Consider the following 26,576-nt stretch of genomic DNA (forward strand, 5'->3'; position numbering starts at 1 on the left):
TTGAGAAAACGTTATTTGAAATATTGTGCTATTAACCATTCTAAATAGAATTAGAATTTTAAATCGATAGTGGGGGCTATCGACTGAAAATTAAAGAAAAACCCGAACGAGATGGGGGTCTCAGTTCGGGCGAAATTGCGTAAACTCTGTTAAAATTTTTCACAATCAATCACAAAAGTATGAAAAAATCTTACATTTTTAAACTTGCTTTGGTCTTATTTTTGGGTACTTCTACCCAATTCATCGCAAAAGCTCAGTTCACTTTGCAAGGGCAAATGAGAACTCGTACAGAAGTACGAAATGGTTTGGGAAATTTAGTAGCAAACGATGCTAAATCGGCGGCTTTTACTTCTCAAAGAACAAGATTAAATTTTGGTTATAAATGGGACAGAGTAACCTTTGGTGCTGCTATTCAAGATGTACGTGTTTGGGGACAAGATGCTTCTTCTATTTCAAATGCTGACGGAGCAAAATTGATGCTTCATGAAGGTTGGGCAGAAGTAACTTTAGCTAACAAAGCTGATACTACGATTAAATTCAAATTAGTTGATTTATTGAGTATCAAAATTGGTCGCCAAGAATTGATTTATGATGATGTTCGTTTAATTGGTAACCTTGATTGGTTACAACAAGGTCGCCGTCATGACATGGTTTTATTGAAAGGTGTACACCATGGCTGGCAATTTGATGTTGGTTTGGCTTTCAACCAAAATGCAGATGCTTTTGGCATTACTGGAACAGGTTATGTTCCTGCTAATTTAAGCCCAACAACAAGAACTTCAACTGGCGTTTTAGTACCAACACCTGCAGGAATTATTCCTTTGACTGTAGGCGGAGGAATCGGAGCTAATTCAGTAAAAACAGGTGGTGCTTTGGCATGGATTAACCCTCCATCGACCAATGGTGCTTCACAAGATTATAAGTCTTTCAAAAGTGTTTATATCAGTAGAAAGTTTAACCAAACTAAATTCTCTGGTTTATTTTTTCAAGATGATTTTAGTGCTTATCGTTTAGATTCAGTTGGAAGTGCTTCTACAGGTTACGTTTATGGTAGAAGGTTCGTTGCTGCTAGTGCAACAGATGCTTTCGATTACGGACAATCACGTAGTCGTACAACTTATGGTTTGATGATAAATCACACGATTGGCAATGCTTCAGGCTTTGGAAAAATCGCTTTACAAGGAGCTTATTATGGACAAACTGGTAAAGACCGTGAAGGAAATGACATGGATGCGTATCACTACACATTGGCTGCTACTTATCAAAAAAGTAGATGGGCATTTACTTTAGGATACGATGTGCTTTCTGGAAACGATGGTTCAAGTGCGACGAACAATTACAAAGCTTCGACTGGAAAGAATAATCGCTTCGACCCACTTTACGGAACGCCACACAGACATTGGGGATATATGGATTACTTTTATGTAGGCACAAACTCGCCTGCTGGAGGTTTGAATAACGGATATTTCAAAGCAAAATATACAACAAATACTGTAACAGTTGGTGTTGATTATCACTCATTTGCATTGAACAAAGCAACAACAAAAGGTGATGGAACATTGGTAGGAACAGATTTAGGGAATGAAATTGATTTTACATTGAATTACAATATGAATAAATTCACAAACCTTGAATTGGGCTATTCTGTGATGATGGCAACCGCCAATATGCCATTTGCAAAAGGACAAGCCACTACCGATGTTGCAGCTAATAACTTTAACAAAACTGGAACATGGTTTTATGCCATGATTAACATTCGTCCAGATTTCTTTTACGCTAAACCAGTAGCGATTAAATAATTAGTGAGTTAGTGAATGAGTGATTTAGTGATTGATGTTTTTGAAGCATTGTTTTTTAAAATAATCACTAATTCACTCAATCGCTCAATCACTCAATAATACAATATAGCTTCTTGTTTCGATGGGGGTCGAAACGAGAAGTATTCTTAAATAAAAAAAAACAAAAAACATGAAAACTCTGTTAAAAAACTCAATTGCTGTAATCTGTTTGATGGTACTTTCCATTGCAGTTTCGGCTTCACGAATGAATCCACCAGCGAGAAAAATTAAATTAGGATTTATTCCACTTACAGACTGTGCTCCTCTTGTTGCAGCCAAAGAATTAGGTCTTTTTGCAAAATATGGTGTTGATGTAGAACTTTCAAAAGAAGCCTCTTGGGCAAATATTCGTGATAAAGTATTGAATGGCGAATTGGACGGAGCACACTGTTTATTTTCGATGCCACTTTCAGTTTATACTGGTGTTGGTGGAAAAGCTGGCTCAGAAATGAAAATAGCAATGGTTTTGAATAACAATGGTCAAGCCATTACACTTTCAAAAGATTTCTGTGGTTTGGTTGGTTATAAAGAAATGAACAAAGTAGCGGCAGCCATCAAAGATGTTAAAACTCGAAAAGAAGTAACATTTGCGATGACTTTCCCTGGCGGAACGCATGACATTTGGTTGAGAAACTGGTTAGCAGCCGCAGGTGTAAACCAAAAATCAGTAGGTATTATTACCATTCCACCGCCACAAATGGTTGCGAATATGCGTGTTGATAACATGGAAGGTTTCAGCGTAGGCGAACCTTGGAACGGCGTAGCAGCAGCCCAAAATGTTGGTTTCACCCACATTGCTTCACAAGATATTTGGCAACATCACCCAGAAAAAGCTTTGGTAGTAAATTCAAAATTTGCTGCGGAAGAAAAAGAAGATTTGAAAAAAGTAATGAAAGCCATTATCGAAGCTTGCAAATGGTTGGATAATATGGGAAATCGTAAAAAAGCTGCTGGCTGGTTAACGAAACCATATTATGTAAATGCTCCATTACAAGTAATTGAGGCTCGTTTGTTAGGCTCAAGTGATTTAGGTTGTGATTTAGGCGTTCAGAAATATAAAGGAGATTACATGACTTTCTATAACAATGGTGTGGTAAGTACTCCTCGTAAATCTCACGCTATGTGGTTTTTGGCACAATATGTTCGCTTTGGATATTTAAAAGCTGAGCCAAGTTATAAAGCCATTGCTGAAAAATTGATTCTTGATGATTTGTTTGCAGAAGTAGCGAAAGAAATGAGCGTTCCAGTTCAAGCTGACATGAAGCCTTTCAAAACTACTTATGATGTTGTTTTCGACCCAGCTAATATTGACGATTACTTAAAAGCAACAAAAAAATAAAGTTTGTCAGCGATTATCGGTTAATATTTTTAGTGTTAACCGATAATTGATAACAAGCACCAAGATTATGAAATCAGTTTCAATTAAAGATATAGCCATCAACTTTATATATTTTGTGGCAAGCATGATAATTCTGCTAGGTATCTGGCATCTAATTTCAGTCATCACAAAAGCCGAAATTCCTAATCCAGCGTCAACTTGGATTGTCTTTAAAGAACTTATTGCAGATCCATTTTATGATTATGGACCAAACGATAAAGGAATCGGAATTCAGTTATTCAGTTCATTAGGAAGAGTATCAACAGGTTTTGCTTTAGGAAGTTTAATTGCCATTCCGATGGGATTGTTAATGGGTTCAACAAAGATTGGGATGAAATTATTAAACCCAATTGTACAAATCCTTCGTCCAGTATCGCCTTTGGCTTGGTTTCCTTTAGGGTTATTAGCATTCAAAGCTTCTGACGGAGCAACGATTTTTATCATCGCTATTACGTCTTTATGGCCAACAGTGATTAATACAGCTTTTGGAGTATCAAGTATTCCAGATGATCATAAAAATGTTGGAAAAGCATTCGGCTTTTCGAAGTGGAAGTACTTAACGAGAATTATGTTGCCTTTTGCCATTCCACACATCATTACTGGTTTACGTTTATCAATCGGTATTGCTTGGGTAGTAATTGTAGCTGGCGAAATGCTTTCTGGAGGCGTTGGAATTGGCTTCTTTGTTTGGGATAGTTGGAATGGTCTTTCTTTGGAAAGAATTTTGGTCGCAATTCTTATTATCGGAACAGTTGGTTTATTGTTCGATAAAGCATTCAACGGATTACAAAATGCTTTTTCTTGGGATAAAAAATAAGCCAAGAAATCACATTTTGAATATTCATTCAAACGTCAAAATCCTTATTTCCTATGACTAACATCGTAAATACAAGTCAATTAGCTGATTCTGCTAACGACTTCCATAAAATAAATAACCGTGAAACTGCCATCGATATTAAAGACGTTACGGTAGCATTCAAAGGTTCAAAAGGTACTTTTACTGCGGTAAAAGACATTAGTTTAGAAGTAAAAAAAGGTGAAATCGTAGCATTGATTGGTCACTCAGGTTGTGGAAAATCAACATTGATGAATACCATTTCAGGAATGGTAACGCCATCATCTGGTGAAGTAATTGCTAACGGGAATATCGTAAAAGGCCCAGGCCCAGACAGAGGAATCGTTTTCCAAAACTACTCTTTATTGCCTTGGATGTCGGTTTATAAAAATATCTATGAAGCAGTTGATTCTGTTTTCAAAGATAAAAATTCTAAAGAGAAAAACGAGATTGTTGATCACTATATCCAAATGGTGAATTTAACACCACACAAGGATAAGTTGCCAGGTCAATTATCGGGAGGAATGAAACAGCGTGTAGCGATTGCTCGTGCTTTTGCCATCAATCCAAGTATTCTTTTGTTAGATGAACCTTTCGGAGCCTTAGATGCCCTTACGAAAGGTTCAATGCACATTGAATTATTGAAACTTTGGAATTTAGATAATCGTAACAAAACAATTGTAATGGTTACGCATGATATTGAAGAAGCTATTTTCTTGGCAGATAAAGTTGTTGTAATGAACAACGGGCCTGCTGCTACCATCAAGAAAATTGTTGACATCAATTTACCAAGACCAAGAAACAAAAAAGATATTACTCATGACCCTGAGTATATCAGAATTCATGACGAATTATTGAGCTTGTTGTTTGATAAGTTCTCTATTGAAGACTAAATAAAAAATCCCGAAGTTTAACACTTCGGGGTTTGTCCCTAAACCTTGGCGGAGGCATCTAGGTAATGAGATTTTGGAATGGTTAAGTGTTAATACAACGAGGGTATTGAGTAACTAAAAAAAATCCAAAACTACCTTTTCAAAGGCGTTTTTTTTGTCCTTTTTTAATAGTATTGGACAAATCTAATTAAGAACAAACACTATTGCAAATAAATAAATCAGAAAAAATATAAGATTTTTTACTAAATGCAATTTATAGATGATTAAGTAAGAAAAAATGTGTAAAGTGCAGAAACAAAGTTTTTCAGACAAATATTATTTATAAAAAATATAAATATAATAATCAAAAGTATAACCATATTAATAATTTTTAATTTAAAACCCTTGATTTTAAATAGTTAGGATGTCCTGATTTGGGGTTTTCAAAAAGATAAAAAATTTGGAGTTGATGTCAATTTTATAAATCGTCAAAAGAAATGAGCAGTAAATCAAATCTTAAAAAGTATAAATCTACCTGCTCGTATTGTGGGGTTGGTTGTGGTGTGGAAGTAACAGATTTAGGCAATGGTAGGCTGCATCTTGAAGGAGATAAAGATCACCCTTCAAGTAAAGGAATGTTGTGTTCAAAGGGAATGAATCTGCATTATACAGTAATGGATCAATCAGATAGATTGCTGTATCCAGAAATGAGATTCAACCGAAATATGCCATTACAACGAGTATCGTGGGATACTGCCCTCGACCGTACTGCTGCCATTTTCAAAACATTTATCCAAAAATATGGTCCCGACTCAGTCGGTTTTTATGTTTCTGGGCAATGTCTTACAGAAGAATACTACGTAATCAATAAGCTCATCAAAGGTTTTATTGGTTCTAATAATATTGATACCAACTCTCGTCTTTGTATGTCGTCGGCGGTGGTTGGTTATAAACTTACTTTAGGTGAAGATTCCGTTCCAGTTTGTTATGATGATATTGAACTAGCAGATTGTTTTTTTGTAACAGGTGCTAATCCAGCGTGGTGTCATCCTATTATCTGGCGAAGAGTAGAAGCACATAAACAAGCGAATCCGAATGTAAAAATTATTGTGGTTGACCCAAGACGTACGCAAACGGCTAGTCAGGCAGATTTACATTTACAAATTCATCCCGGAACAGATATTACTTTGACCAATGCCATTGGTAGAGTATTAATCGAAAAAAAATGGATTGATCAAGATTTTATTACCAACAACACTGAAGGTTTTGAGGCATATCAAACACAAGTAATGCAAAAATCGCTTGTAGAAGCGGCAGAAATTTGTGGAATTACTCCAGAAGAAATAACCTTAGCAGCACAATATATTCACGAGTCAAAAGGATTTTTATCAATGTGGACAATGGGCTTGAACCAGTCTGTTATCGGTGTGAATAAAAATCTTTCTTTAATTGATTTACATTTAATTACGGGTAAAATTGGTCGTGAGGGAAATGGACCTTTCTCACTGACAGGTCAGCCTAATGCAATGGGCGGTCGTGAAGTAGGCGGTTTGGCGAATATGTTGCCAGCCCACAGAGATTTATTGAACCTAGCTCATCGTGATGAAGTACAAACTTTTTGGGGAGGAACAAAAATTTCGGATAAACCGGGTTTCTCTGCCACAGAAATGTTTGAAGCTTTGGCAGATGGTCGCATGAAAGCGATTTGGGTAGTTTGTACAAACCCTTTAGTAAGTATGCCAGATGTTACTCTGGTAGAAAAAGCCTTAGAAAAAGCCAAATTCGTAGTTGTTCAAGATATTTCAAATCGTTCAGATACTATCAAATATGCTGATGTTGTACTTCCTGCTGCTGCATGGCTAGAAAAAGAAGGGACAATGACTAATTCTGAAAGAAGAATTACGCATTTACCTAAAGTGCTAGACGCACCAGGCGAAGCAAAATCAGACACTGAAATTATTAACCTTTTCGCTAATAAAATGGGCTTTGGCGAAGCCTTTGATTACACTTCTCTTTCTGAGGTTTACGACGAACATTGTCGTTCAACTAAAGGAACAAATATTGATATTTCAGGGCTTAATTATGAGGTTTTAAAAGAGAATAGAAGCATTCAATGGCCATATCCTGCCAATGCTGAATCTGTTGAAAAATCTTTTAAGGAGTCAGGAACAAGACGCTTGTTTACAGACGGCAAGTTCTACACCTTAAATCAAAAAGCAAAAATTCATGCAGTGCCAGACGAAAACCACTCTGAAAGCCTGAATGAAGATTTTCCTTTAGTAATGACTACTGGTCGTATCCGTGACCAATGGCATACTATGACTAAAACAGGGAAAGTTAATAAGCTCAATCAACACATTGCTCAACCTTATCTGGAAATTCATCCAGAAGATGCCCAAGAAAGGCAAATTTCTGATAATCAAATAGTTGAAATTGTCGGTCGTCGTGGAAAAGCACAAGTAAAAGCCAAAGTTACAACGGATGTTAAAAAAGGCGTTTGCTTTATGCCAATGCACTTCGGTAGAATTTTAGGAAGCGATTTTGGTAGAACAAACAATTTAACCAATAGTTTGTACGATCCACGTTCAAAAGAACCAGATTTTAAATTCACGGCTGTAGAAGTAAGAGCTTACGTAAAACCACAGGAAAAAATTATCATTATCGGTGCGGGTTCTGCGGGTTTGGGCTTTATTAAATCTTATCGTGAGCTTAATCAAACAGATGAAATTCACGTTTTTTCAAAAGAAATCTATCCTTTTTACAACAGAGTAATGTTGCCAGATTATATTTCTGGTGCTCAAGATTGGTCGCAATTAGTAAAATTGCGTGAAGACCAATTTATAGAATCGAATATTATTGTTCATAAAGGCATCGAAGTCGTAAATATCGACCGTAAAAATAAAACCATTGTAGATTCAGAAGGAAATGAACATACTTATGATAGATTGATTTTAGGAATGGGTTCAAGAGCATTTATGCCACCATCTATTCCAAAAATTCCGGGAATTTTCAATATGCGTTCACGTATTGATGCCGATAGTTTAATGCCATTTTTAAAACAAGATAATCCACACGCTTTAATTGTTGGTGGAGGTTTGTTAGGGCTTGAATTAGCTGCTTCTTTGCGAGAAATTAATGTAAAAGTAACGATTGTTCAACGCATTAGCCGTTTTATGGATAGACAATTAGACCCATTAGGTTCTGAATTGTTGACTGAAGAAATCCTAAACTTAGGCATTGATGTTTATTTCAATGATGAAGTATCAGCTTTTTATGGTACAGATAACTTTGAAGGCGTTCGCTTAAAATCTGGTAGGAAAATTGATGCACAAGTAGCCGTTTTTGCTATTGGTACTTCACCAAATGTTGAAATTGCTCGTGCAGCAGGCATTGAAGTAAATCGTGGAGTTGTGGTGAATGATTATCTACAAACATCTGACGAAAGTATTTTTGCCGCAGGAGAAATAGCTCAATGGCGTGGACAAATGTGGGGAATTACAGCTGCTGCTGAACAGCAAGCAGATATAATTGCAAAATACATTGCAGGCGATTTTGCTAGTTATTATAAAGGCTCGCTTTCGATGAATATCATGAAGATTCAAGGAGTACAATTATGTTCTTTGGGAATGATTGATACGCCTAAATCACCTGATTATGAGGAGATTATTTTCATTGATAAAGCAAAACGCTATTATAAAAAATGTATAATTCATAACGATAAATTAGTTGGAGCGATTTTGATTGGCGATAAATCTGAATTCTTAGAGTTTAAAGATTTAATTGCCAATGGTATAGAATTATCCGACAAACGTTTAGAATTATTAAGAAGTGGCAAAAAAGCTGACCCAGTAATGGGAAAATTGGTTTGTTCTTGTAATAATGTAGGCGAAGGAAATTTGAAAAGTACTATTGCCAGTGGTTGTAAAGATTTCACAGCATTGTGTTCACAGACGGGAGCTGGAATGGGTTGCGGAAGTTGCCGACCAGAAGTAAGAGCTATTTTAGAGAATGCTTTAAAAGAGGCTTTGGTAGAAGCTTAATTTTAACTTAGACATAAAAATAGGGAAGTTATCGTTAGACATACTTCCCTAAATTCATTGTACAGAGGTTAAAAAACTGTTTTGTCATAGTCGTTAATGTTTAAAGATTAACGGATAGCTACAACAACATCACGGTTTGTAATAAGGTTTGTTTTGATTTCAAAAGTTTTTGATTCAACAACATTCACATTTTGGCTGATAACTTCGATAGTATATTTTCCATCTGCTAAGCTAGAGAAATCGAAAGTTTTAGCGAATTTACCACCTTTAGTATCAACATATTCACGGTGAATTTCGTTTTTGTCAGCATCAGTAACTAATACTACAACTTTTTTGCTAGCAACATTGTCAACCCAAACATTGAAGCTTAATGAGTTATTTACTTGAGCGATTTTGCTTTTTACTAAGCTAGCAGATTCGTCAAAATTTGAAGCGAATGTATTTACGTTTGATAAGCAAACCATAGTAACTGCTACGATAAATGCTTTAACTGTGTTCTTTTTCATGACTTTATTATTTAATTGTTATTAATGATGAAATTTATTAAAAGGATAATTTGTATTTTTCTAAGAATTAATTTTCTGTATTAAAAGTATTTTCTATCTGGACGTCACTTAATAAAAGATGCTTTCGTTTGAAAAATGAAATTGATTTTAATTTTCAACTCAGCTGCTTAGAATTTTATCCGTGTCATTCGTTTGACGATGTAAACTTAGGAAAGGAATTTGATATGTCAATCATGAAGAAGCAATTATTTTCACTTTTTCAAGAAAGTTCCTCTAAAAAAAATCATATTTATAGGAATAATACAATTTGCAAAATCGAATTTATATAAAATATTAAAATAGTTATACAGAGATTTTACTTATAATACGTATTTGATTTTCAGTATATTAAGTATAAATGACTATGATGTTACGCTAATTATTTATATATTTGATAAATTATTAAAATGATATTCAACATGAAAGATTACTCATTACTTAAAATAAATCTAACTGGTGGAATTGTTTCACCTGGCACTTTACAAAGTATTCTTTTAGGAGCTAAATCGGCAGGTGTTAGAGAAGTAAGGTTTGGAGCAAGGCAACAATTGTTGATGTATGTTAAGTCTGAAATTGTTCGTGGAAGTAGTATATTAGAATTTAAGAAAAAATTGTACGAAACTAATATTTCTTTCGAAGAAGACACAGATTCAAAACCTAATATAATTTCTTCGTATTGTGCAGAAGAAGTATTTCCAACAGGGCAATGGATTTCAGAAGGAATTTATAGAGATATTTTTGATGGTTTTGATTACGAACCTCAGCTAAAAGTTAATATTTCAGACTCTCAGCAATCTTTCACGCCATTTTTTACAGGTAATTTGAATTTTATCGCCTCAACGATTCAGAATTTTTGGTATTTGTATGTGCGTTTTAAGCAGTCGAACAAAGTATTTCGCTTTCCAATTTTGATTTATACTTTAGAAATTCCCAAAGTATGCAAGCGTATCGAAGAAGTAATTTTGAATGCTGGCGAAATGGATGAGCATGAAGTTTATGAAAAAGTAATAGCTAAAGGTGAAATTATTTCACAAGTAATTCTTGAAGAATTAGTATTACCAAAATTTTCATTGCCTTATTATGAAGGCTTTAACCGTTATGGCGAAAAAACTTGGTTAGGTATTTATAGAAGAAATGAAACGTTTCCGATAGAATTTTTATCTGAAATTTGCGAGTTATGTCTGGAAACCAAAGTAGGACAAATTTGTACAACACCTTGGAAGTCATTAATTATCAAAGGAATTGAAAACAAACATAGAAACCTTTGGGATAAATTATTAGGCAAGTACGGCATCAACGTTCGTCATGCTGCTAACGAATTAAACTGGCAAGTAGAAGATTTATCACCAGAAGGTTTATCATTGAAAAAAGCGATTATTCGTGAATTTGATGATGAAGACGTTCGTACTTTTGGTTTAAGTTTTGCTATTCAGACACGTTCAAAGTCGGAAGTATTTGGTTCGGTTGTTATTAAGAAAAGAAAGATTTTTGCAGGTATTTCTCATGTATTTGACATTTATCATACAGACGATTTTAATCCGAACAATCGTACTTTAACCTTATTTGAGAAAGGAGTAAATAAAGCTCACGTTCCTGAGATTTTGCAACGTTTATCAAAACGTTTTTATGCAATTAAGAAAGCAGATACAACAGTAGTGAAAAAGGCGACTTTAAATAAAGAAGAAACCGAAGCAGAATTACATCAATGTAAAACTTGCTTTACCATTTATGATAGCCGTTTTGGAGATACTGTCAATGGTATTGCGGCAGGAGTAAGATTCTCGGAATTACCTACTGATTATTGTTGCCCAATGTGCGAAAGTGAAAAAAGTAATTTTGAGGTAGTGAAAGCAGATAAATTATTGGTTTAATTGTTTTGCTTAAAATTAAAAGGAGTCTTTGTTCATGGCAAAGACTCCTTTTTTAATGTCAAAATTATAAACTGCCTATGTGAAAGCGTTTCTCAAAATAAGGTTTCAAGAATTTTTTGTCGATAAACTTTAGTAAAACCAATGTGTTAATCGTCAATAATCCATTGATAAAAAATTTATTTTGAAGAATATTCAAAACAGGATTCAAATTAACTTTCATCGTAGAAGGACTGCTCAAAGAAAATACCACCATTAATGAAAGGACAAGTACAATGCCAGCACCAATCAAAAAGTAAAAAGGCAATTTGCTCGTCTTTCTTTCAAGTACTTCTACTTGTGCCAATTCCCATTTATCCATTAATTTATCTGTAAAATTAACGGCAGTTTTTTCAACAGGCATTGCTACGAGCAAAGCATGCGTCTCTGCATACTCTTGAAAAAGAGAACGATAGGCTTCGTCGCTTAGCAATAGATTTTGATGGCGGATAATTGTTTCCTCAGAAGCAATGCCATCAAGAATGTCAAAAATCTCTTCGTCTTCCATATTTTTTCGTTTGAAAAATCAAACCTAGATTAATGTTTTTACTTCATTTCCTAAAATCCTTTTCATTTCTTCTGCTAATCGTTTTCTAGCTCTGCAAAGTTTTACTTTGACTGTTTCGGCAGAAATTCCAACGATTTGAGCGATTTCTTCTAACGATTGTTCTTTCAAATAAAAGAGAGTTATCATCGTAACATCGTCGGCAGAAAGCTGGTTCAAGGCTTTTTGAATGTACTTTTTTTGTTCGTTTACTTTCAAATCATCGCTTGTATCGGCTGGTGCTTGCTGGGCAGCTTCCGAAATACTGATGTCTTCAGCCACAATATTTTTCTTCCGCTTAAACATCAAAGCAGCATTAAATACAATTCTGTAGAACCAAGTAGTAAATTTTGCTTCTTGATTAAAACTCGGCAAAGCATTAAAAGCCTGCATAAAAGCATCTTGAGAAACTTCTTCGGCATCCTCACGTGTACCTACAATTTTGTATGCAACTGTAAAGGCATAGTCTTTATGGCGATTGGCAAGCTCTCTGTAGCCCGACTGGTCGCCCGTTAATATGCGTTGGATGATTTGATTATCTGTTTCCTTGGTTTTCACAGAGATATGATGCAACAATCGTTGAAAAGGTTACAACAATATAAACATTTTTTATTTTTAAAATACCTGTAACCTCAAACAAGTTTATCACATCATATCGGCAAGATTTTAAAAATTCACGAAAACAAAAAAACTTTTTTATAACATGGAAAATTTAGATAGCTTAGTTCCAATTGTCGGAATTATGGTGCCAATTGTAGCAATTATCAGCACCTTTACAATGATTGTATTTTTACGTAAATACGATAATGATGAAAAAATGGCAATGATTGCCAAAGGCATTGCTCCACCTGAAAAAAGTACAAAAAACTATAATGTAAACCCAAGTCATTCATTGCGTTGGGGCTTTGTATTAATCGGTTTTGGAATTGGTTTATTGATGGGTAGCCTTTTAGAAAGTGTCTTGAATGTTGATGATGATGTAGCACACTTTTCAATGATTTTCATTTTTGGAGGTTTGGGTTTGTTGGTTTCTTACTTCTATCAAATGAAACTCAATCAGAAAAATTTGCCTGATAACAAAGAGTAAAATCTAATAATTTTCTTTCCTAAAGACCTCAAAATTCAATTTTGAGGTCTTTTATTTTTATCAAAAACATTTTAACATTTCGTTAACAAGTTTTAACATTTTATTGAGAAATACCATCAAGTTTTTATCGTTATTTTGACACAACAAATCAGCAATAATACTTTAATAAAGTACGAACTTTTAGCCTCTAGCAATACAGAGCCTCCAACCTACGGGAACGGAGGCTTTTTTATTGTTCATTCAAAAACCGTAAATTGTGAGCATCATGTTCAACTCAAATATTCACAATGGTAATTTTTAAAGACCTTCAAGCACTAAAAAATAGTATCGGTACAGAAATTGGAACGACTGAATTCACAACGATTACTCAGGAAATGATAAATGATTTTGCGAAAGCAACACATGATTTTCAGTGGATTCACGTAGATGAAGCGATGGCAAAGAAGTACTCGCCTTTTCAACAAACAGTTGCTCATGGATTTCTTACTTTGGCTTTAGCTCCTAAATTTTTAGCAGAGCTTTTCAAAGTAGAATCTGTAAAAATGGGTTTGAATTATGGAGCGAATAAAATACGTTTCACGGCTGCTGTTCCTGCTGGAAGTAAAGTAAGTATGAAAGCCAATATTTTAGAAGCTGAAGAAGTACAACCCAATGGTTTGAAAGTAACGATGAATTGTATTTTTGAAATTGAAGGACAAACAAAACCTGTCTGTATTGCCGAGTTGATTTCTGTGTTTTATGAGTAATCAATACAAATAAATGTAAATGCTGTATTTTAAGAGAAAAGAAAAACCTTCTTGATATACACAGGGTTTCGGTATTATAATTCACGTTTATGCGAAAAAATAGATGAATGTTCTGTGATTCTCTCAATTTTTGAGTAATAAAAATCCCTGATTTTCACTAACTTTGTTATTAATCAAGCATAAATAGAATAATAATTAATTGACCACTTTAAAGATATGAGACTAAAAGTTTGTGGAATGCGTAACTCTGATAATATCAAAGAGTTATTAGAACTTGGGCCCGACTATATGGGTTTTATTTTTTACGAAAAATCAAGCCGTTTTGTAGGGGAAGAATTAGACGAAGAATTGTTAAAATCATTTCCACAATCGGTAAAAAAAGTTGGTGTTTTTGTGAATGCAACGCAAGCATATATTTTGGATAAAGTGAAAAAGTATGCTTTAGATTATGTGCAGTTGCATGGCGAAGAAATGCCCGATTTTTGTAGAAACCTCAAATTTAAAGGAGTAAATATCATTAAAGCTTTTTCGGTCGATAATCAATTCAATTTTGGTAAACTACTCAATTTCAAACCCTATTGCGATTACTTTTTATTCGATACCAAAGGGGATTTGAAGGGAGGCAACGGAATTACGTTCGATTGGTCGGTTTTACGCCGATATGATAACGATAAACCATTTTTTTTGGCCGGGGGCATAGATTTAGATAATGCCGCCCAAGCTAGGGAGTTAGCAGGCTTAAAGATTCATTCGCTGGATGTAAACAGTAAATTTGAAATAGCACCAGCTTTGAAAGACATAGAAAAATTAAGTGAATTAATGAAAATAGTAAAACCAACAGAAGCAATCTTAACATCAATATGATAGCACCAGAAATATATAACGTAAACGAAAAAGGATATTACGGGCAATTTGGTGGAGCATTTATTCCTGAAATGTTGTATCCCAACGTAGAAGAATTAAGAGTCTCTTATCTCAGTATCATGGAAGAACCTTCTTTCAAAGAAGAATTTAATGCTCTTTTGAAAGATTATGTGGGGCGTCCTACTCCTTTGTTTTTGGCAAAACGTCTTTCTGAAAAATATAATACAACAGTTTATTTAAAAAGAGAAGACCTTTGCCATACGGGAGCTCATAAAGTAAATAATACAATCGGGCAAATATTAATGGCAAAGCGTTTGGGTAAACATAAAATTGTTGCTGAAACTGGCGCTGGTCAGCATGGAGTAGCAACTGCTACTGTTTGTGCTTTAATGGGCTTAGAATGTATCGTTTACATGGGTGAAATAGATATTCAGCGTCAAGCACCAAACGTAGCACGTATGAAAATGCTAGGAGCTAAAGTAGTACCAGCCACTAGTGGTTCAAAAACGCTAAAAGATGCTACCAACGAAGCTATGCGTCACTGGATTAACAACCCTGTTGATACACATTATATCATTGGTTCGGTAGTGGGTCCTCACCCCTATCCAGATATGGTTGCTCGTTTTCAGTCAGTAATTTCCGAAGAAATTAAATGGCAGTTAGAAGAGAAAACAGGTAAAACAAATCCAGATTATGTGATTGCTTGCGTAGGAGGTGGTTCTAATGCTGCGGGTGCGTTTTATCATTTCTTGCACGATGAAGAAACAAAATTAATTGCCGCAGAAGCAGCAGGACACGGCATTAATTCTGGAATGTCGGCAGCGACTACTTTCTTAGGAAAACCAGGCGTTTTGCATGGAAGTAGAAGTATTTTAATGCAAACGGAAGATGGACAAGTAGTTGAACCGCATTCTATTTCAGCAGGTTTAGATTATCCGGGAATTGGTCCAATGCACGCTCATTTGTTTGAAAGTAAAAGAGCTACTTTCTTTGATGTTACAGATGAAGAAGCGATTGAATCAGCAATGGAGCTTTCTTTATTAGAAGGAATTATTCCAGCCTTAGAATCAGCACATGCTTTGGCAGTTTTACCAAAATTAGGTGCAAAACCTGACGAAGTAGTAGTAATTAATCTTTCTGGACGTGGCGACAAAGATTTAGAAACGTATCAAAAATATGTCAAGTGATTGATAGTTTGTTAATAATTAAAAAGGCTTTCTCTGTTTTCGGGGAAAGCCTTTTTAATTATAATTTTTATCGCTCAAATATAATGGAGACTATGGCTTAAAACTTCAACCACTCTCCCTTTGCACGCATTACTTGTTCAATAACATCTCTTACAGCACCTTTTCCTCCTTTTTGTGGAGAAACATAATTGGCGATAGATAGAATCTCTTCACAAGCGTCAGCAGGGCAAGTGGCAAAAATATCAGGACGAAGCATTACTTCATAATCAGGTAAATCGTCGCCCATGTATAAAATATTATCTTCTGGAATATCTACACTCGCTAACCAATCTTGATAAATCTGTAATTTACTTTTTCCGCCAGAACCCATAAAAACATAATGAATTTTTAGGTTCTGTAACCTTTTGCGGACACCTTCGTGTTTTCCGCCAGTGATAACACAGATACGATAACCAGCTTGCACAGCTCGTTCGATGGCATAGCCATCTCTGATGTGGAAAGTACGATAATGCTCTCCAGTTTCAAGTACATGCACCGAACCGTCGGTCATGACGCCATCAATATCAAAGACGAACGTGGTGATTTTTTTTAAAGCTTCTAAATTCATTTGTCTCTTTGATGAGCAATACCTTCCGATAAGGCTCTATAAATATGTTGATAGTCGGGCTGTTGTTTTAAGAAAAGTAAATGTTGATTGAGGATTTTTTGATCACCACGAACAGCAGGCCCAGTTTGTACTTTAAAAATACTCTTGGCATCTATGGCTTTTTTAACAGTTTCCTGAATAAGCGGTTTTAATAATTCAAACTCTAAATCGTTTTCTTCTAGTAGTTCCTGAGCTATTCCCAAGAGGTGATTGGTGAAGTTACAAGCAAATACTGCCGCTACATGAAGTATTCTTCTTTCTTCTGAATTAACGGCATAAGTAATGTCTGAAAGTTCTTGTCCAAGAGTTATCAACATGTTTTCCACAGCCTCATTTTCTGATTCAATACAGATAGGAATTGTGTTGAAATCCACGTGAAACGTTTTAGAGAAGGTCTGAACGGGGTAAAACACTCCAGTTTTGATAGGAATATCACTATAGACACGGAGTAATTCATCCATATCGTGGAGAGACTTACTTCCAGAAGTGTGGATAAGTATTGCATCTAGTGGAAGCATCAAATGTTTAATAACTTCCGCAATGGCATCATCAGAAACGCAAAGAAAAAATAATTGAGCATTGGAATTTCTAAAATCCAACGAATCATGGGCGTTTGCATTGTAAAGCACTTTTGTAAGTGCTTCAGTATGTTTAGGGTTACGGCTATATACTTCCTCTACACTATGACCTATGTTTTCAAGTGCTTGAGATAGATGCCAAGCTACGTTTCCAGAACCAATAAATGAAATTTTCAAGATATGTTATTGTGATTAGTGTAGTAGTTGGCGGTTATACTACAGTCAATTAGATAGACAACTCATAAATTAACACAATATTAATCAAGGAAATCCTAAAAAAACTCAATTTTCAAGGTTTATCTTTGTAATACCATGAAAAAAATAGTTGTCATTATTCCTGCTTTTAACGAAGAAAATGCGGTTGGGCTTGTAATTCGTGAAATTCCTAAGCATTTGGTCGCTGAAATCATTGTTGTAAATAACAATTCTAATGACCAAACTGCCCAAATAGCCAAAGAAGCCGGAGCAACAGTGTTAAACGAAAACCGACAAGGTTATGGATGGGCTTGTTTAAAGGGGATTGACTATTGTAAACTGCAAAACATCCTGCCAGATATTATGGTTTTTATGGATGCCGACCATTCGGATTATCCAGAAGAAATATCCAGATTAATTAAACCGATTATCGAACAAAATTTTGACATGGTAATTGGTTCGAGAACTTTAGGAAAACGAGAAAGAGGCTCAATGACTCCCCAACAAATTTTTGGTAATTGGCTCGCTACCAATCTGATAAAAATGTTTTACGGGATTGCTTATACAGACTTAGGTCCTTTCAGAGCAATTACTTTTGAAAAGCTCATCGCCATGAAAATGCAAGACACTACTTATGGTTGGACGGTAGAAATGCAATTGAAAGCCGCCAAAATGAAACTAAAAGTAGCTGAAGTACCCGTTAATTATCGCTCAAGAATTGGAGTTTCTAAAGTTTCTGGAACGCTAAAAGGGACAATCATGGCGGGCTATAAAATTTTAAGTTGGATTTTTAAGTATCTATAATTTTGGACAAACTCATCATCATTCTCTATACAATTCCCCTCTTATTTGTTTTCTGTTATAGTCTCATACAGCTTGATTTAGTACGCTTATATCTTTTGGCACATCGGAAAACACAAAGTATTTCAGTAAATAATCTGCCTTTCCAACCATCTATAACGATTCAATTACCCATTTTCAATGAGCTTTATGTCGTAGAACGTTTGATTGATGCCGTTTGTGCAATCAACTATCCTAAAGAATGCTTAGAAATTCAAATTTTAGACGATTCTACCGACGAAACCACAGAAATAATCTCAGAAAGGATAAAATACTATCAAAATTTGGGTTTTGACCTTGTGCATATCAGGCGAAATAATCGTGTTGGTTTTAAAGCGGGTGCTTTGGCAGAAGGATTATTGATTGCCAAAGGTGAATTCATTGCCATTTTTGATGCCGATTTTCTACCTGATAAAACTTTTTTAGAAAAGACAATCCCATACTTTCAAGATACAAAGATTGGAATGGTACAAACACATTGGACGCACCTCAATCGAAACTTTTCGATGATTACCGATTTGCAAGCTTTTGGTTTAGATGCACATTTCAGTGTAGAGCAAGTGGGGAGGAATTTTGGTGGGCATTTTATCAATTTTAACGGAACTGCGGGTATTTGGAGAAAAAATACCATCAATGATACAGGTGGATGGTCGGCAGATACACTTACGGAAGACCTAGATTTAAGTTATCGAGCGCAATTGAAAGGTTGGAAATTTCAATATTTAGAAGCATTAGCTTCTCCCGCAGAATTGCCCATTGAAATGAATGCCCTGAAAACCCAACAAAAACGTTGGTCGAAGGGTGCAGCAGAATGCGCTCGCAAACATTTATGGAATGTATTGAAGGCTACAAATATTTCATTTACTACTAAAATTCACGCCTTTTTTCACCTCTTGAATTCAGCAGCTTTTATCTGTATGTTGACCTTATCGGTGCTGAGTGTAGCGATTCAAAGCATTATTAAAAGTTCAAATCAATACCATTTTTACTTTCAGTTGATTGGCTTTTTCCAGATAAGCTTAGTTTTTTTAGCCATTTTCTATTGGTTTGGAAACCGAAAGTTTGTCCATTTTACTGTCTTTTTGATAAAATTTCCTTTGTTCTTGTCTTTTATGATGGGGCTTTCACTGCATAATTCTTTAGCAGTACTAGAAGGCTATTTTGGTAGAAAAACACCATTTGTGCGTACACCAAAGTTTAACATTGTCAACCAAAGTACATCGTGGACAAGTAACAAATATCTATCAGGCACAATCAGCAGTTTAACCATTATAGAATTGTTTTTGATGGTATTTTTCGGCTGGGCATCTTGGCGAGACTGGCAATTTCAGGACTATCAATTAATGTTTTTCCACACCATGTTTACCTTCGGTTTTGCTTCCGTTAGTCTGCTTTCTATTTTCCATCAACTCATCCGAAAGTAAAAAGGCTTAAAGTACAAGCCAGCCATTCCTGCAAACATTAGCCAAATTCATGGCTTTTTGCAAGAATGTAAATAACACCAATATTCTCTTATTTCAATTTGCGGTTTTCTTCACTTTTATACGGGAAATTGCGTGAAAAAGATAGGATAACCTATCTCCGAGATAGGATTTCCCATCTTTTTCACGCAAAAAACCGCAAAAAAGATAGATTAAGCTATCTCAGAGATAGCTCGTCCTATGAAAAAGATGGGATGACCTATCTTCGAGATGAGTTGTTGGTTCTTTTTGATGGATTTGGCTATTAAAAAGATGGGTTGGTGGGTTTCTTAGACTTTTTGCTTTTTTACAAAGACAACTCCGTCAGGAGTGAAATATCGGTGGGGAATTAATGATATAGATTCTAATCTTTCGTTCTTACGGATTTAGGTTTCAATCGTTATTTTATTTATTACCGATATAGAATCCCTATTGGATGGGTTAGTGCGGTATTTTATTGAAGTAAGATTCAACGTTTGAAATGAGTTTTTGGATATTGTAGTAATAAAAATTAAATTTATTTAGAACTTATGAAAAAATCATCAGAAACATATAACTACAAAATTAAACATTGTTTGTTATTCTTTAATATTTGAAAGATATTATAACTAAACTTGCATAAAAATTAGAAACATGAAACTGTTAGTTAGAAATTTTGGAGCAATAAAAGAAAGTGTTATTGATTTGTCAAAAAGGCATTACTTTTTTGTAGGATATAACAATACTGGTAAAACTTATTTGGCAAAATTAATCTATGACATATTTAACGTTGAGACATTACGTGAATATACAGAGTCGTCAAAAGGTATTAGATTAGTAAAGAATGAATCAGGTTCTTTAGAATTAACTGAAGATATTATAAAGACCTTATTAAATAGCTTTGCAACTTATTTGAAAGAAGTAACCATTCCTAAGTCTCTTAAAACTGGGAATGATAGTAATTTTATTCTTAGGAATTTAGAAATACAATTTCAATTTGATTTTAAAGAAGATGTAGAAAAACCTTCATTACAATCAGGAGTAGCAATTGGGGTTATCAATAATAAAGATAATGCGACAAGCGATGGAGATGTATATATATATACTTTAAAAAAGGAGAAACAATCATTAGAAGTAAAGATTGAAAATTTCACAAGTGAACAGATATATGAAAAACTACCAAAAGATTTTTTTGAAAATGTTCCAAAGAAAAAATTTGAAGAGCAAATAAATTCTATCCGAGAAGATGTATCCAAGAGCTTTAATCAATCTTTGTTGAGTTTACTATTACAAAATAGAGAAAAGCCTTTTTTCTTACCAGCAAATAGAATCTTTATATTAGAAAATGCAGATGAATTAGTTGAGCAAGATAATGCACGAAATGCTGAGTTAGCAAAGAGCCTTTTGGAGCTTTTACAAAGCAAGGATGTTGATAGAGAAAAGTTAGGCAACATCGTATCAAGAAAATCTGACAGTAACCATACTATTCAAATTAGTAATCTGATAAGTGAAATATCAAGGTTAAGAAAAAATAAGAATGAAGAGTTTATGCTGAATGGTACTGGCTTATATGATGAACTTATATATAAACTTAGTTCTATTATGGGTGGTCAAATCGTAATGGATAGACCAAGTACCTTATCAAACTGGGTGGAGAAGTTTAGGATTCAGAAAGATAATGTACAAAGTGAAAAGCCTATTAATATGTATTTGGCTTCGTCTTCGATTAATCAATTAGGGATTTTGTTTTTATATTTTAAATATTGGGCAAAAGCAGACCAGAACTTTTTAATGATAGATGAACCAGAAGAAAATCTACATCCAGAAAGTCAAATTAAGTTAATCAATTTGCTATTAGAGTTTGCAAGCTTAAAAGATAATCGAATACTGATTACTACGCATAGTCCTTTATTAGCTGAAATGATTAATAATTATTTAGTGTTAGGACAACTTGATAATAAAGATGAAGTAATTAAAAACTTTAATCTTATTAATTTTGATATGAACCCTGATAACACAGGCATATATTATTTTAATGGTGAAGTCGTTACAGAGCATAAAGTAGGAAGCTATGGAACTATTTTTAGCTCGTTCAAGCAAGCACAAGATAAAATATATGCTTTAGGTGATGCCCTAAACGAATTGATGTTCAAACAGCTATATAAATCAGAGAAAAATGTTCCCATTGAAGAATATTAGAGAGCATGTTACCCAAAAATTAGAAACTGATGTAAAGCTATTTTACAAGTTTACTGATAGTTCTGGGGTTGTTAGGATTGAGGAGTCTGATTCAAATACTAAAAAATCAAATCAAGATTTGGTATTAGTAAAACTTAACAACATACCCCAAGAAAATATATGGATTTTTGAAAACGAATTTTACCAAAATAAATATCCAAACTTAATCCTTGATGGGCAAAAAGGAGCATTTTCAAGTGCAGGTTACAAAGTAGAAAAAACTGTTTTATGGCATTATGAAGACAAATTGTTCTTATTTATGTTTGAAATGAAAACAACCATGTCTATTGAAAATTTTTCTAAAGTAAAAGATAAATTTGAAGGGAGCTTATCAACAATCTCCATATTTATTGCAAGTCATTCTGAACTTTCAGAGTTACTGGACACAACAATATATCCTGTAGGTATATGTTGTTATAATTATGAAGACATGACCCTTACTAGATATTATAGTGGAAGTGAAGCGAAAGAAACATTTAAGACAAAATATATTGAAGACTTTAAGAGAGAATTTAATGTTAAAGTAGAACCATTAGCATTAACTCGGTTATATGTACCTGTTATATTTTATCGAAACCATACTACTCCAGTAACAACAGGTTTTGAAATTGATTTTCAAGATATTTTAGATAGATTGGCTACGATATAGATAAACTTGAGTACTTCTAAGATTATGATAACATCAACCACAAATTATACAGATACACTTGATAAAATTGAAAAGCTAAAACTTTCAATTAAAGAAGTAGAAACTAATATTTACAGCCAAATTCCTCAAGGAATTACAAATGAGTTTGATAAATCTAAATTGAGTTTATTGAATTGGTTGGAAGAAATGGAAGTGATGTTGATGGAATTACAAGAAAAGTAATTAACCCTCTAAATTTCAGGCGAGTTGGAAACTCGCCCTACGGTTTTGTTTAAAATAATAACGGTCAGGTGTTTTGCCTGACCGTTATTGTTTTAAGCCTTCTTGCCTCTAAAACCTACAAAACGTTTGGATAAATCGTCATAGATTTCTTTGGCTCCGGGTTGCTTGGCATCTGCATGAAATTTTACATTCTTGTAATATGCCAAAGCAGCCTCATAGGCTTCTGAGCCTGAAAGTAAGGAAATATCTCCGATACTTTTAGAAATTTGTAGTGCATAGATTAAAAAATGCTTGCTGATTTTGTAGGCTTCTAAGTCGATTTCTGCATCGGAAGCATCTACAAAAGGGGGTTTAAACTGAGGCGCTGTAGCCATATAGCCTATGGCTTTTTCGGTAAAGGGTAAATTGCCATCTGCCATCTTAGCCAAACCACTTATATCATTAGCACTTAATACAATGCTTTTGGGTTGAATGATTTGTATAATGGCTAAAAGATGTTGGGTAAGCTGAGTTTCTTCAGCTTCTGTCAAGGAGAAAGCGATTTGGTTTTCCATGATTTTAGAGGGGTTTAAATGGATGTTTTATGAAGCCAAATAACATCACCACAAGAAGTATAATAAACCTTATAGACGGTTTATTATCAGATAAAGGTAGAGGCTATTTAACGTATTGAAAATATATATTTTAAGTGAAATGATTGTCGATAATTTAGTTTACGGTCGATTTTATTGGATAAGTGATATTTTAGTAAGTTTCGACTATTTATGTACCAATAATTATATTGTTTTTGGATAGTAAAGTCGATATTCTATTTATACGGTTTTCTTCACTTTTATACGGGAAATTGCGTGAAAAAGATAGGTCAAGCTATCTCCGAGATAGGATTTTCCATCTTTTTCACGCAAAAAACCGCAAAAAAGACAGGTCGAGCTATCTCTGAGATAGCTCGTTCTATGAAAAAGATGGGATGACCTATCTCCGAGATAGCTTATTGGTTCTTTTTGATGGATTGGGCTATTAAAAAGATGGGTTGGCGGGTTTTCTAAACAGTCCCTCCCATTTCTTATTCTAGTTTGAGAGTAAAAATATGGGCTAGTCATGAATAAAGATATTTGAGTAAGATTGCTAAAAATGACCTATACTTTCATGTTTGAAAGCAGATGTTTTTGGCTAAATTGCTTCAGTAATAATTTTATATCAGATGGAGTATTTTATATGGTGTGATGAGTCTGTCAAAAAAGGACAGTACTTTTCAAATTTCTACGGCGGAGTTTTAGTTAAATCTAAAGATTTAAAATATGTTCAAAAAAAACTAACAGAAGTTAGGGTTGCTCAAGGACTTTTAAATGAAATAAAATGGCAAAAAGTGACGGAGCATTACGTTGATAAATATATTAATGCGATAGATGTATTTTTTGATTTAATGGAGCAAGGCAAAGTTAAAATGAGAGTAATGTTCACTCAAAATTCTAATAAACCACTTAATCTTTCCAATCAACATTTAGAGGATGAATACTTTATTCTATATTATCAGTTTTTTAAGCATGCTTTTGGGCTTATTAATAGTAACGATAATGAATCAGGCAAACCAGTTTATATAAGAGCTTATTTTGATACACTTCCCGATAAGATTGAAAAAAATAATCGCTTCAAAGAGTTTATTAAAGGGCTTGAAAGAGAACAGAATTTTCAATTATCAAAAATTAAATTTAGAAAAGATGCTATTGCAGAAGTGCGTTCTCACGAGCATGTTTTATTGCAATTTATGGATGTCGTTCTGGGTGCAATGGCTTTTAGACTAAATGATTTGCATAAAGAAATTCCTGAAGGTAAAAAGAGACGAGGAAAAAGAACAAAAGCAAAGGAGAAGTTATACAAGCATATTTTAACCAGAATACGCAAAATTCATAAAGGCTTTAATATTGGAAAATCAACGGGGAAGAAAGTAGGGATGGAAAGTTTATGGTTAGATGCTTATAGACATTGGAATTTTATTCCCAAAGAACATGAAGTAGATAATACTTTGCACAAGCAAAAAAAATAGCTCCGTTCTACCTACATAAATCTCCTACGTGGAACGTGGGGCTTCGGATAGCTACAGAGCTTAATAGAACACTGTCCTATTGTGTTGCAAATTTACATTACAAAATGTTACCAATCAAATTTTATGATTGATAAACACTGCTAAAATCATACCTTCCTTTTACTCATGCTATGAGTACTAATCTAAAATTCTATCTTTACAAAAAAGGTCAGATAGACTTTAAAAAACATCGATATTGAAGGCTTATCCAATTCAATATAATTATAAAACAATAAGTTTATGAACATTAATCGAAGAACATTTATCAAGGCTTCGTCTATTGCAAGTGCTGGTTTACTGGCAAATTATCCAGTTTTTGCCAATGAATATCCTACCGTTCGTGTACCATTGAGCCAACGAAAATTTAGCAGTCCAATCATTGAGGCAACCATCAAAAGAATGAAAACCAGCATCAAAGATGCGGAGGTGGCTTGGATGTTTGAAAACTGTTTTCCGAATACGTTAGATACGACGGTCAATTACCAAATCAAAAACAATCGTCCTGATACTTTTGTCATCACGGGCGATATTCATGCGATGTGGTTGCGTGATAGTACTGCACAAGTTTGGCCTTATATGCCTTTAATCAAGGAAGACGAACAATTAAAAGCATTGATTGCTGGTGTAGTAAATCGCCAAACTGAATGTATTTTGATTGACCCTTATGCAAATGCTTTCAACGATGGACCAGGCAAATCTGAATGGCTTTCTGACCATACAGACATGAAACCTGAGTTGCATGAAAGAAAATGGGAATTAGATTCATTATGTTATACCGTTCGTTTGGCTTTTCATTATTGGAAAACGGCAAACGATACCAGTATTTTTGATGAGAAATGGTTGAAAGCTGCTAAATTGATTATTGCTACTTGTAGAGAACAACAACGTTTTCATAGTAAAGGACCATATCATTTTGGAAGAACTACTTCTTGGTCAACGGATACTGTGCCGGGAAATGGTTACGGAAATCCGACTAAACCAAACGGTTTAATCAATAGTATTTTCCGTCCATCTGATGATGCCACTACTTTTCCATATTTAATTCCTTCAAATTTATTCGCAGTCGTTTCTTTCCGTCAGATTGCAGAGATTGCTACGAAGGTTTATAAGGATACTGCTTTTGCAAAAGAATGTACAGATTTTGCTAGTCAAGTTGAACAAGCCGTAAAGAAACACGCCATTATTTTGCACCCTGTTTACGGACAAATGTATGCTTTGGAAGTAGATGGATATGGGAACCGTTTGTTGCAAGATGATGCCAACGTACCGAATTTAATGGCTTTGCCATATTTAGGAGCATTGAAATTATCTGACCCAATTTATCAGAATACTCGTAAGTTTATCTTTAGTGAAAACAACCCTTATTTCTTCAAAGGAAAAGCAGCCGAAGGTGTTGGTAGTCCGCATACTTTAATTGACCAGATTTGGCCTATGAGTATCATCATGCGTGCGATGACTTCTAATAATGACCAAGAGATATTAGCACAATTACGTTTCTTGAAAAAGACGCATGCTAATACAGGTTTTATGCACGAATCTTTCGATAAAGATGATGCTACTAAATTTACTCGTAAATGGTTTGCTTGGGCGAATACTTTATTTGGTGAATTAATGCTGAAGATAGAGAAAGAAAGACCACATTTGTTGAATGTGAAATTGTAGAAAATAAAAAATGCTCGCCTTTGTACTTGGCGAGCATTTTTTATTTAATATCAATCAAAAATTAGGCTTCCCTTGAAAATTGTTTTTCGATATTGCTTTACGATAAAATCCACTCATGTTCTGGGTGGATTTTTGCTTTCATCTGAGGTGCTTTATTTAAAAAATACAATTTTGTTTGATT

At 34.3% G+C, this 26,576-nt stretch carries 23 protein-coding genes; 17 read left to right on the forward strand and 6 right to left on the reverse strand.

Features of this window, described 5'->3' with window-relative positions; all coding sequences use genetic code 11:
* Nucleotides 1-179: 179 nt before the first annotated feature.
* The 5 genes from VB776_RS19215 to VB776_RS19235 all read left to right on the forward strand — a co-directional run bounded on the left by VB776_RS19215 (nucleotide 180) and on the right by VB776_RS19235 (nucleotide 8,963).
* Nucleotides 180-1,799: an alginate export family protein gene (locus VB776_RS19215; RefSeq protein ID WP_323698490.1), complete on the forward strand. Its 1,620-nt coding sequence runs from the start codon at nucleotides 180-182 to the stop codon at nucleotides 1,797-1,799.
* Between the two features lie 169 nt (nucleotides 1,800-1,968).
* Entirely contained in the window at nucleotides 1,969-3,177 is a 1,209-nt protein-coding gene (locus tag VB776_RS19220) for a CmpA/NrtA family ABC transporter substrate-binding protein (RefSeq protein ID WP_323698491.1), read from the forward strand.
* Nucleotides 3,178-3,244: 67 nt separating this feature from the next.
* Entirely contained in the window at nucleotides 3,245-4,033 is a 789-nt protein-coding gene (gene ntrB / locus VB776_RS19225) for a nitrate ABC transporter permease (RefSeq protein ID WP_323698492.1), read from the forward strand.
* 53 nt (nucleotides 4,034-4,086) lie between these two features.
* Complete coding sequence (locus VB776_RS19230) at nucleotides 4,087-4,944, forward strand: ABC transporter ATP-binding protein (protein WP_323698493.1); 858 nt, start codon at nucleotides 4,087-4,089, stop codon at nucleotides 4,942-4,944.
* A gap of 476 nt (nucleotides 4,945-5,420) precedes the next feature.
* Nucleotides 5,421-8,963, forward strand: coding sequence for a molybdopterin-dependent oxidoreductase (locus VB776_RS19235; RefSeq protein ID WP_323698494.1), 3,543 nt, complete (start codon nucleotides 5,421-5,423; stop codon nucleotides 8,961-8,963).
* A 107-nt stretch (nucleotides 8,964-9,070) separates the two neighbouring features.
* Here the strand turns inward: VB776_RS19235 and VB776_RS19240 are convergent, their stop codons facing one another.
* Nucleotides 9,071-9,469 (reverse strand): hypothetical protein, encoded by a 399-nt coding sequence (locus VB776_RS19240; RefSeq protein WP_323698495.1) that lies wholly within the window; start codon nucleotides 9,467-9,469, stop codon nucleotides 9,071-9,073.
* A 458-nt stretch (nucleotides 9,470-9,927) separates the two neighbouring features.
* Between VB776_RS19240 and VB776_RS19245 the strand changes: the two genes are divergently transcribed.
* Entirely contained in the window at nucleotides 9,928-11,379 is a 1,452-nt protein-coding gene (locus VB776_RS19245) for a rubredoxin (protein ID WP_323698496.1), read from the forward strand.
* Nucleotides 11,380-11,443: 64 nt separating this feature from the next.
* On the opposite strand, the gene VB776_RS19250 is transcribed toward VB776_RS19245, so the two are convergent.
* A complete protein-coding gene (locus VB776_RS19250; protein ID WP_323698497.1) occupies nucleotides 11,444-11,923 on the reverse strand; it encodes a hypothetical protein in 480 nt (159 codons plus the stop codon).
* A 24-nt stretch (nucleotides 11,924-11,947) separates the two neighbouring features.
* Entirely contained in the window at nucleotides 11,948-12,517 is a 570-nt protein-coding gene (locus VB776_RS19255; RefSeq protein ID WP_323698498.1) for an RNA polymerase sigma factor, read from the reverse strand.
* A gap of 145 nt (nucleotides 12,518-12,662) precedes the next feature.
* Here VB776_RS19255 and VB776_RS19260 point away from each other — a divergent pair, with 145 nt between their 5' ends.
* The 4 genes from VB776_RS19260 (at nucleotide 12,663) to trpB (ending at nucleotide 15,843) form a co-directional block, all read left to right on the forward strand.
* Nucleotides 12,663-13,046, forward strand: a complete 384-nt coding sequence (locus VB776_RS19260) for a DUF6249 domain-containing protein (RefSeq protein WP_323698499.1) — start codon at nucleotides 12,663-12,665, stop codon at nucleotides 13,044-13,046.
* 287 nt (nucleotides 13,047-13,333) lie between these two features.
* Nucleotides 13,334-13,792 (forward strand): MaoC family dehydratase, encoded by a 459-nt coding sequence (locus VB776_RS19265; protein ID WP_323698500.1) that lies wholly within the window; start codon nucleotides 13,334-13,336, stop codon nucleotides 13,790-13,792.
* A 216-nt stretch (nucleotides 13,793-14,008) separates the two neighbouring features.
* A complete protein-coding gene (locus VB776_RS19270; RefSeq protein WP_323698501.1) occupies nucleotides 14,009-14,656 on the forward strand; it encodes a phosphoribosylanthranilate isomerase in 648 nt (215 codons plus the stop codon).
* Nucleotides 14,653-15,843, forward strand: a complete 1,191-nt coding sequence (gene trpB / locus VB776_RS19275) for a tryptophan synthase subunit beta (protein ID WP_323698502.1) — start codon at nucleotides 14,653-14,655, stop codon at nucleotides 15,841-15,843. Before VB776_RS19270 ends, trpB begins: the two co-directional genes overlap by 4 nt.
* A gap of 97 nt (nucleotides 15,844-15,940) precedes the next feature.
* Here the strand turns inward: trpB and VB776_RS19280 are convergent, their stop codons facing one another.
* On the reverse strand, nucleotides 15,941-16,450 hold the full coding sequence (locus tag VB776_RS19280; protein WP_323698503.1) for a KdsC family phosphatase: 510 nt from the start codon (nucleotides 16,448-16,450) through the stop codon (nucleotides 15,941-15,943).
* The gene (locus VB776_RS19285) at nucleotides 16,447-17,244 is read right to left on the reverse strand and encodes a Rossmann-like and DUF2520 domain-containing protein (protein ID WP_323698504.1); all 798 of its coding nucleotides are present in this window, start codon (nucleotides 17,242-17,244) and stop codon (nucleotides 16,447-16,449) included. The genes VB776_RS19280 and VB776_RS19285 overlap by 4 nt, the downstream gene beginning before the upstream one ends.
* 135 nt (nucleotides 17,245-17,379) lie before the next feature.
* Here VB776_RS19285 and VB776_RS19290 point away from each other — a divergent pair, with 135 nt between their 5' ends.
* The 5 genes from VB776_RS19290 (at nucleotide 17,380) to VB776_RS19310 (ending at nucleotide 22,650) form a co-directional block, all read left to right on the forward strand.
* Complete coding sequence (locus VB776_RS19290) at nucleotides 17,380-18,066, forward strand: glycosyltransferase family 2 protein (RefSeq protein ID WP_323698505.1); 687 nt, start codon at nucleotides 17,380-17,382, stop codon at nucleotides 18,064-18,066.
* Between the two features lie 95 nt (nucleotides 18,067-18,161).
* Complete coding sequence (locus VB776_RS19295; protein WP_323698506.1) at nucleotides 18,162-19,526, forward strand: cellulose synthase family protein; 1,365 nt, start codon at nucleotides 18,162-18,164, stop codon at nucleotides 19,524-19,526.
* Between the two features lie 669 nt (nucleotides 19,527-20,195).
* Nucleotides 20,196-21,740, forward strand: coding sequence for an AAA family ATPase (locus VB776_RS19300; RefSeq protein WP_323698507.1), 1,545 nt, complete (start codon nucleotides 20,196-20,198; stop codon nucleotides 21,738-21,740).
* The gene (locus VB776_RS19305; protein ID WP_323698508.1) at nucleotides 21,727-22,428 is read left to right on the forward strand and encodes a hypothetical protein; all 702 of its coding nucleotides are present in this window, start codon (nucleotides 21,727-21,729) and stop codon (nucleotides 22,426-22,428) included. Before VB776_RS19300 ends, VB776_RS19305 begins: the two co-directional genes overlap by 14 nt.
* 24 nt (nucleotides 22,429-22,452) lie before the next feature.
* Nucleotides 22,453-22,650 (forward strand): hypothetical protein, encoded by a 198-nt coding sequence (locus VB776_RS19310; RefSeq protein WP_323698509.1) that lies wholly within the window; start codon nucleotides 22,453-22,455, stop codon nucleotides 22,648-22,650.
* Nucleotides 22,651-22,742: 92 nt separating this feature from the next.
* Here VB776_RS19310 and VB776_RS19315 read toward each other — a convergent pair whose 3' ends face one another.
* Nucleotides 22,743-23,204 carry a hypothetical protein gene (locus VB776_RS19315; RefSeq protein ID WP_323698510.1) on the reverse strand — a complete coding sequence of 154 codons (462 nt, stop codon included), beginning with the start codon at nucleotides 23,202-23,204 and terminating at the stop codon, nucleotides 22,743-22,745.
* A 647-nt stretch (nucleotides 23,205-23,851) separates the two neighbouring features.
* Here VB776_RS19315 and VB776_RS19320 point away from each other — a divergent pair.
* Both VB776_RS19320 and VB776_RS19325 read left to right on the forward strand, forming a co-directional pair.
* Nucleotides 23,852-24,694 carry a DUF3800 domain-containing protein gene (locus VB776_RS19320; RefSeq protein ID WP_323698511.1) on the forward strand — a complete coding sequence of 281 codons (843 nt, stop codon included), beginning with the start codon at nucleotides 23,852-23,854 and terminating at the stop codon, nucleotides 24,692-24,694.
* Between the two features lie 279 nt (nucleotides 24,695-24,973).
* A complete protein-coding gene (locus VB776_RS19325) occupies nucleotides 24,974-26,395 on the forward strand; it encodes a glycoside hydrolase family 125 protein (RefSeq protein WP_323698512.1) in 1,422 nt (473 codons plus the stop codon).
* Nucleotides 26,396-26,576 lie beyond the last annotated feature (181 nt).

The sequence above is a fragment of the Arcicella gelida genome (assembly GCF_034931025.1).
GTDB lineage: Bacteria > Bacteroidota > Bacteroidia > Cytophagales > Spirosomataceae > Arcicella > Arcicella gelida.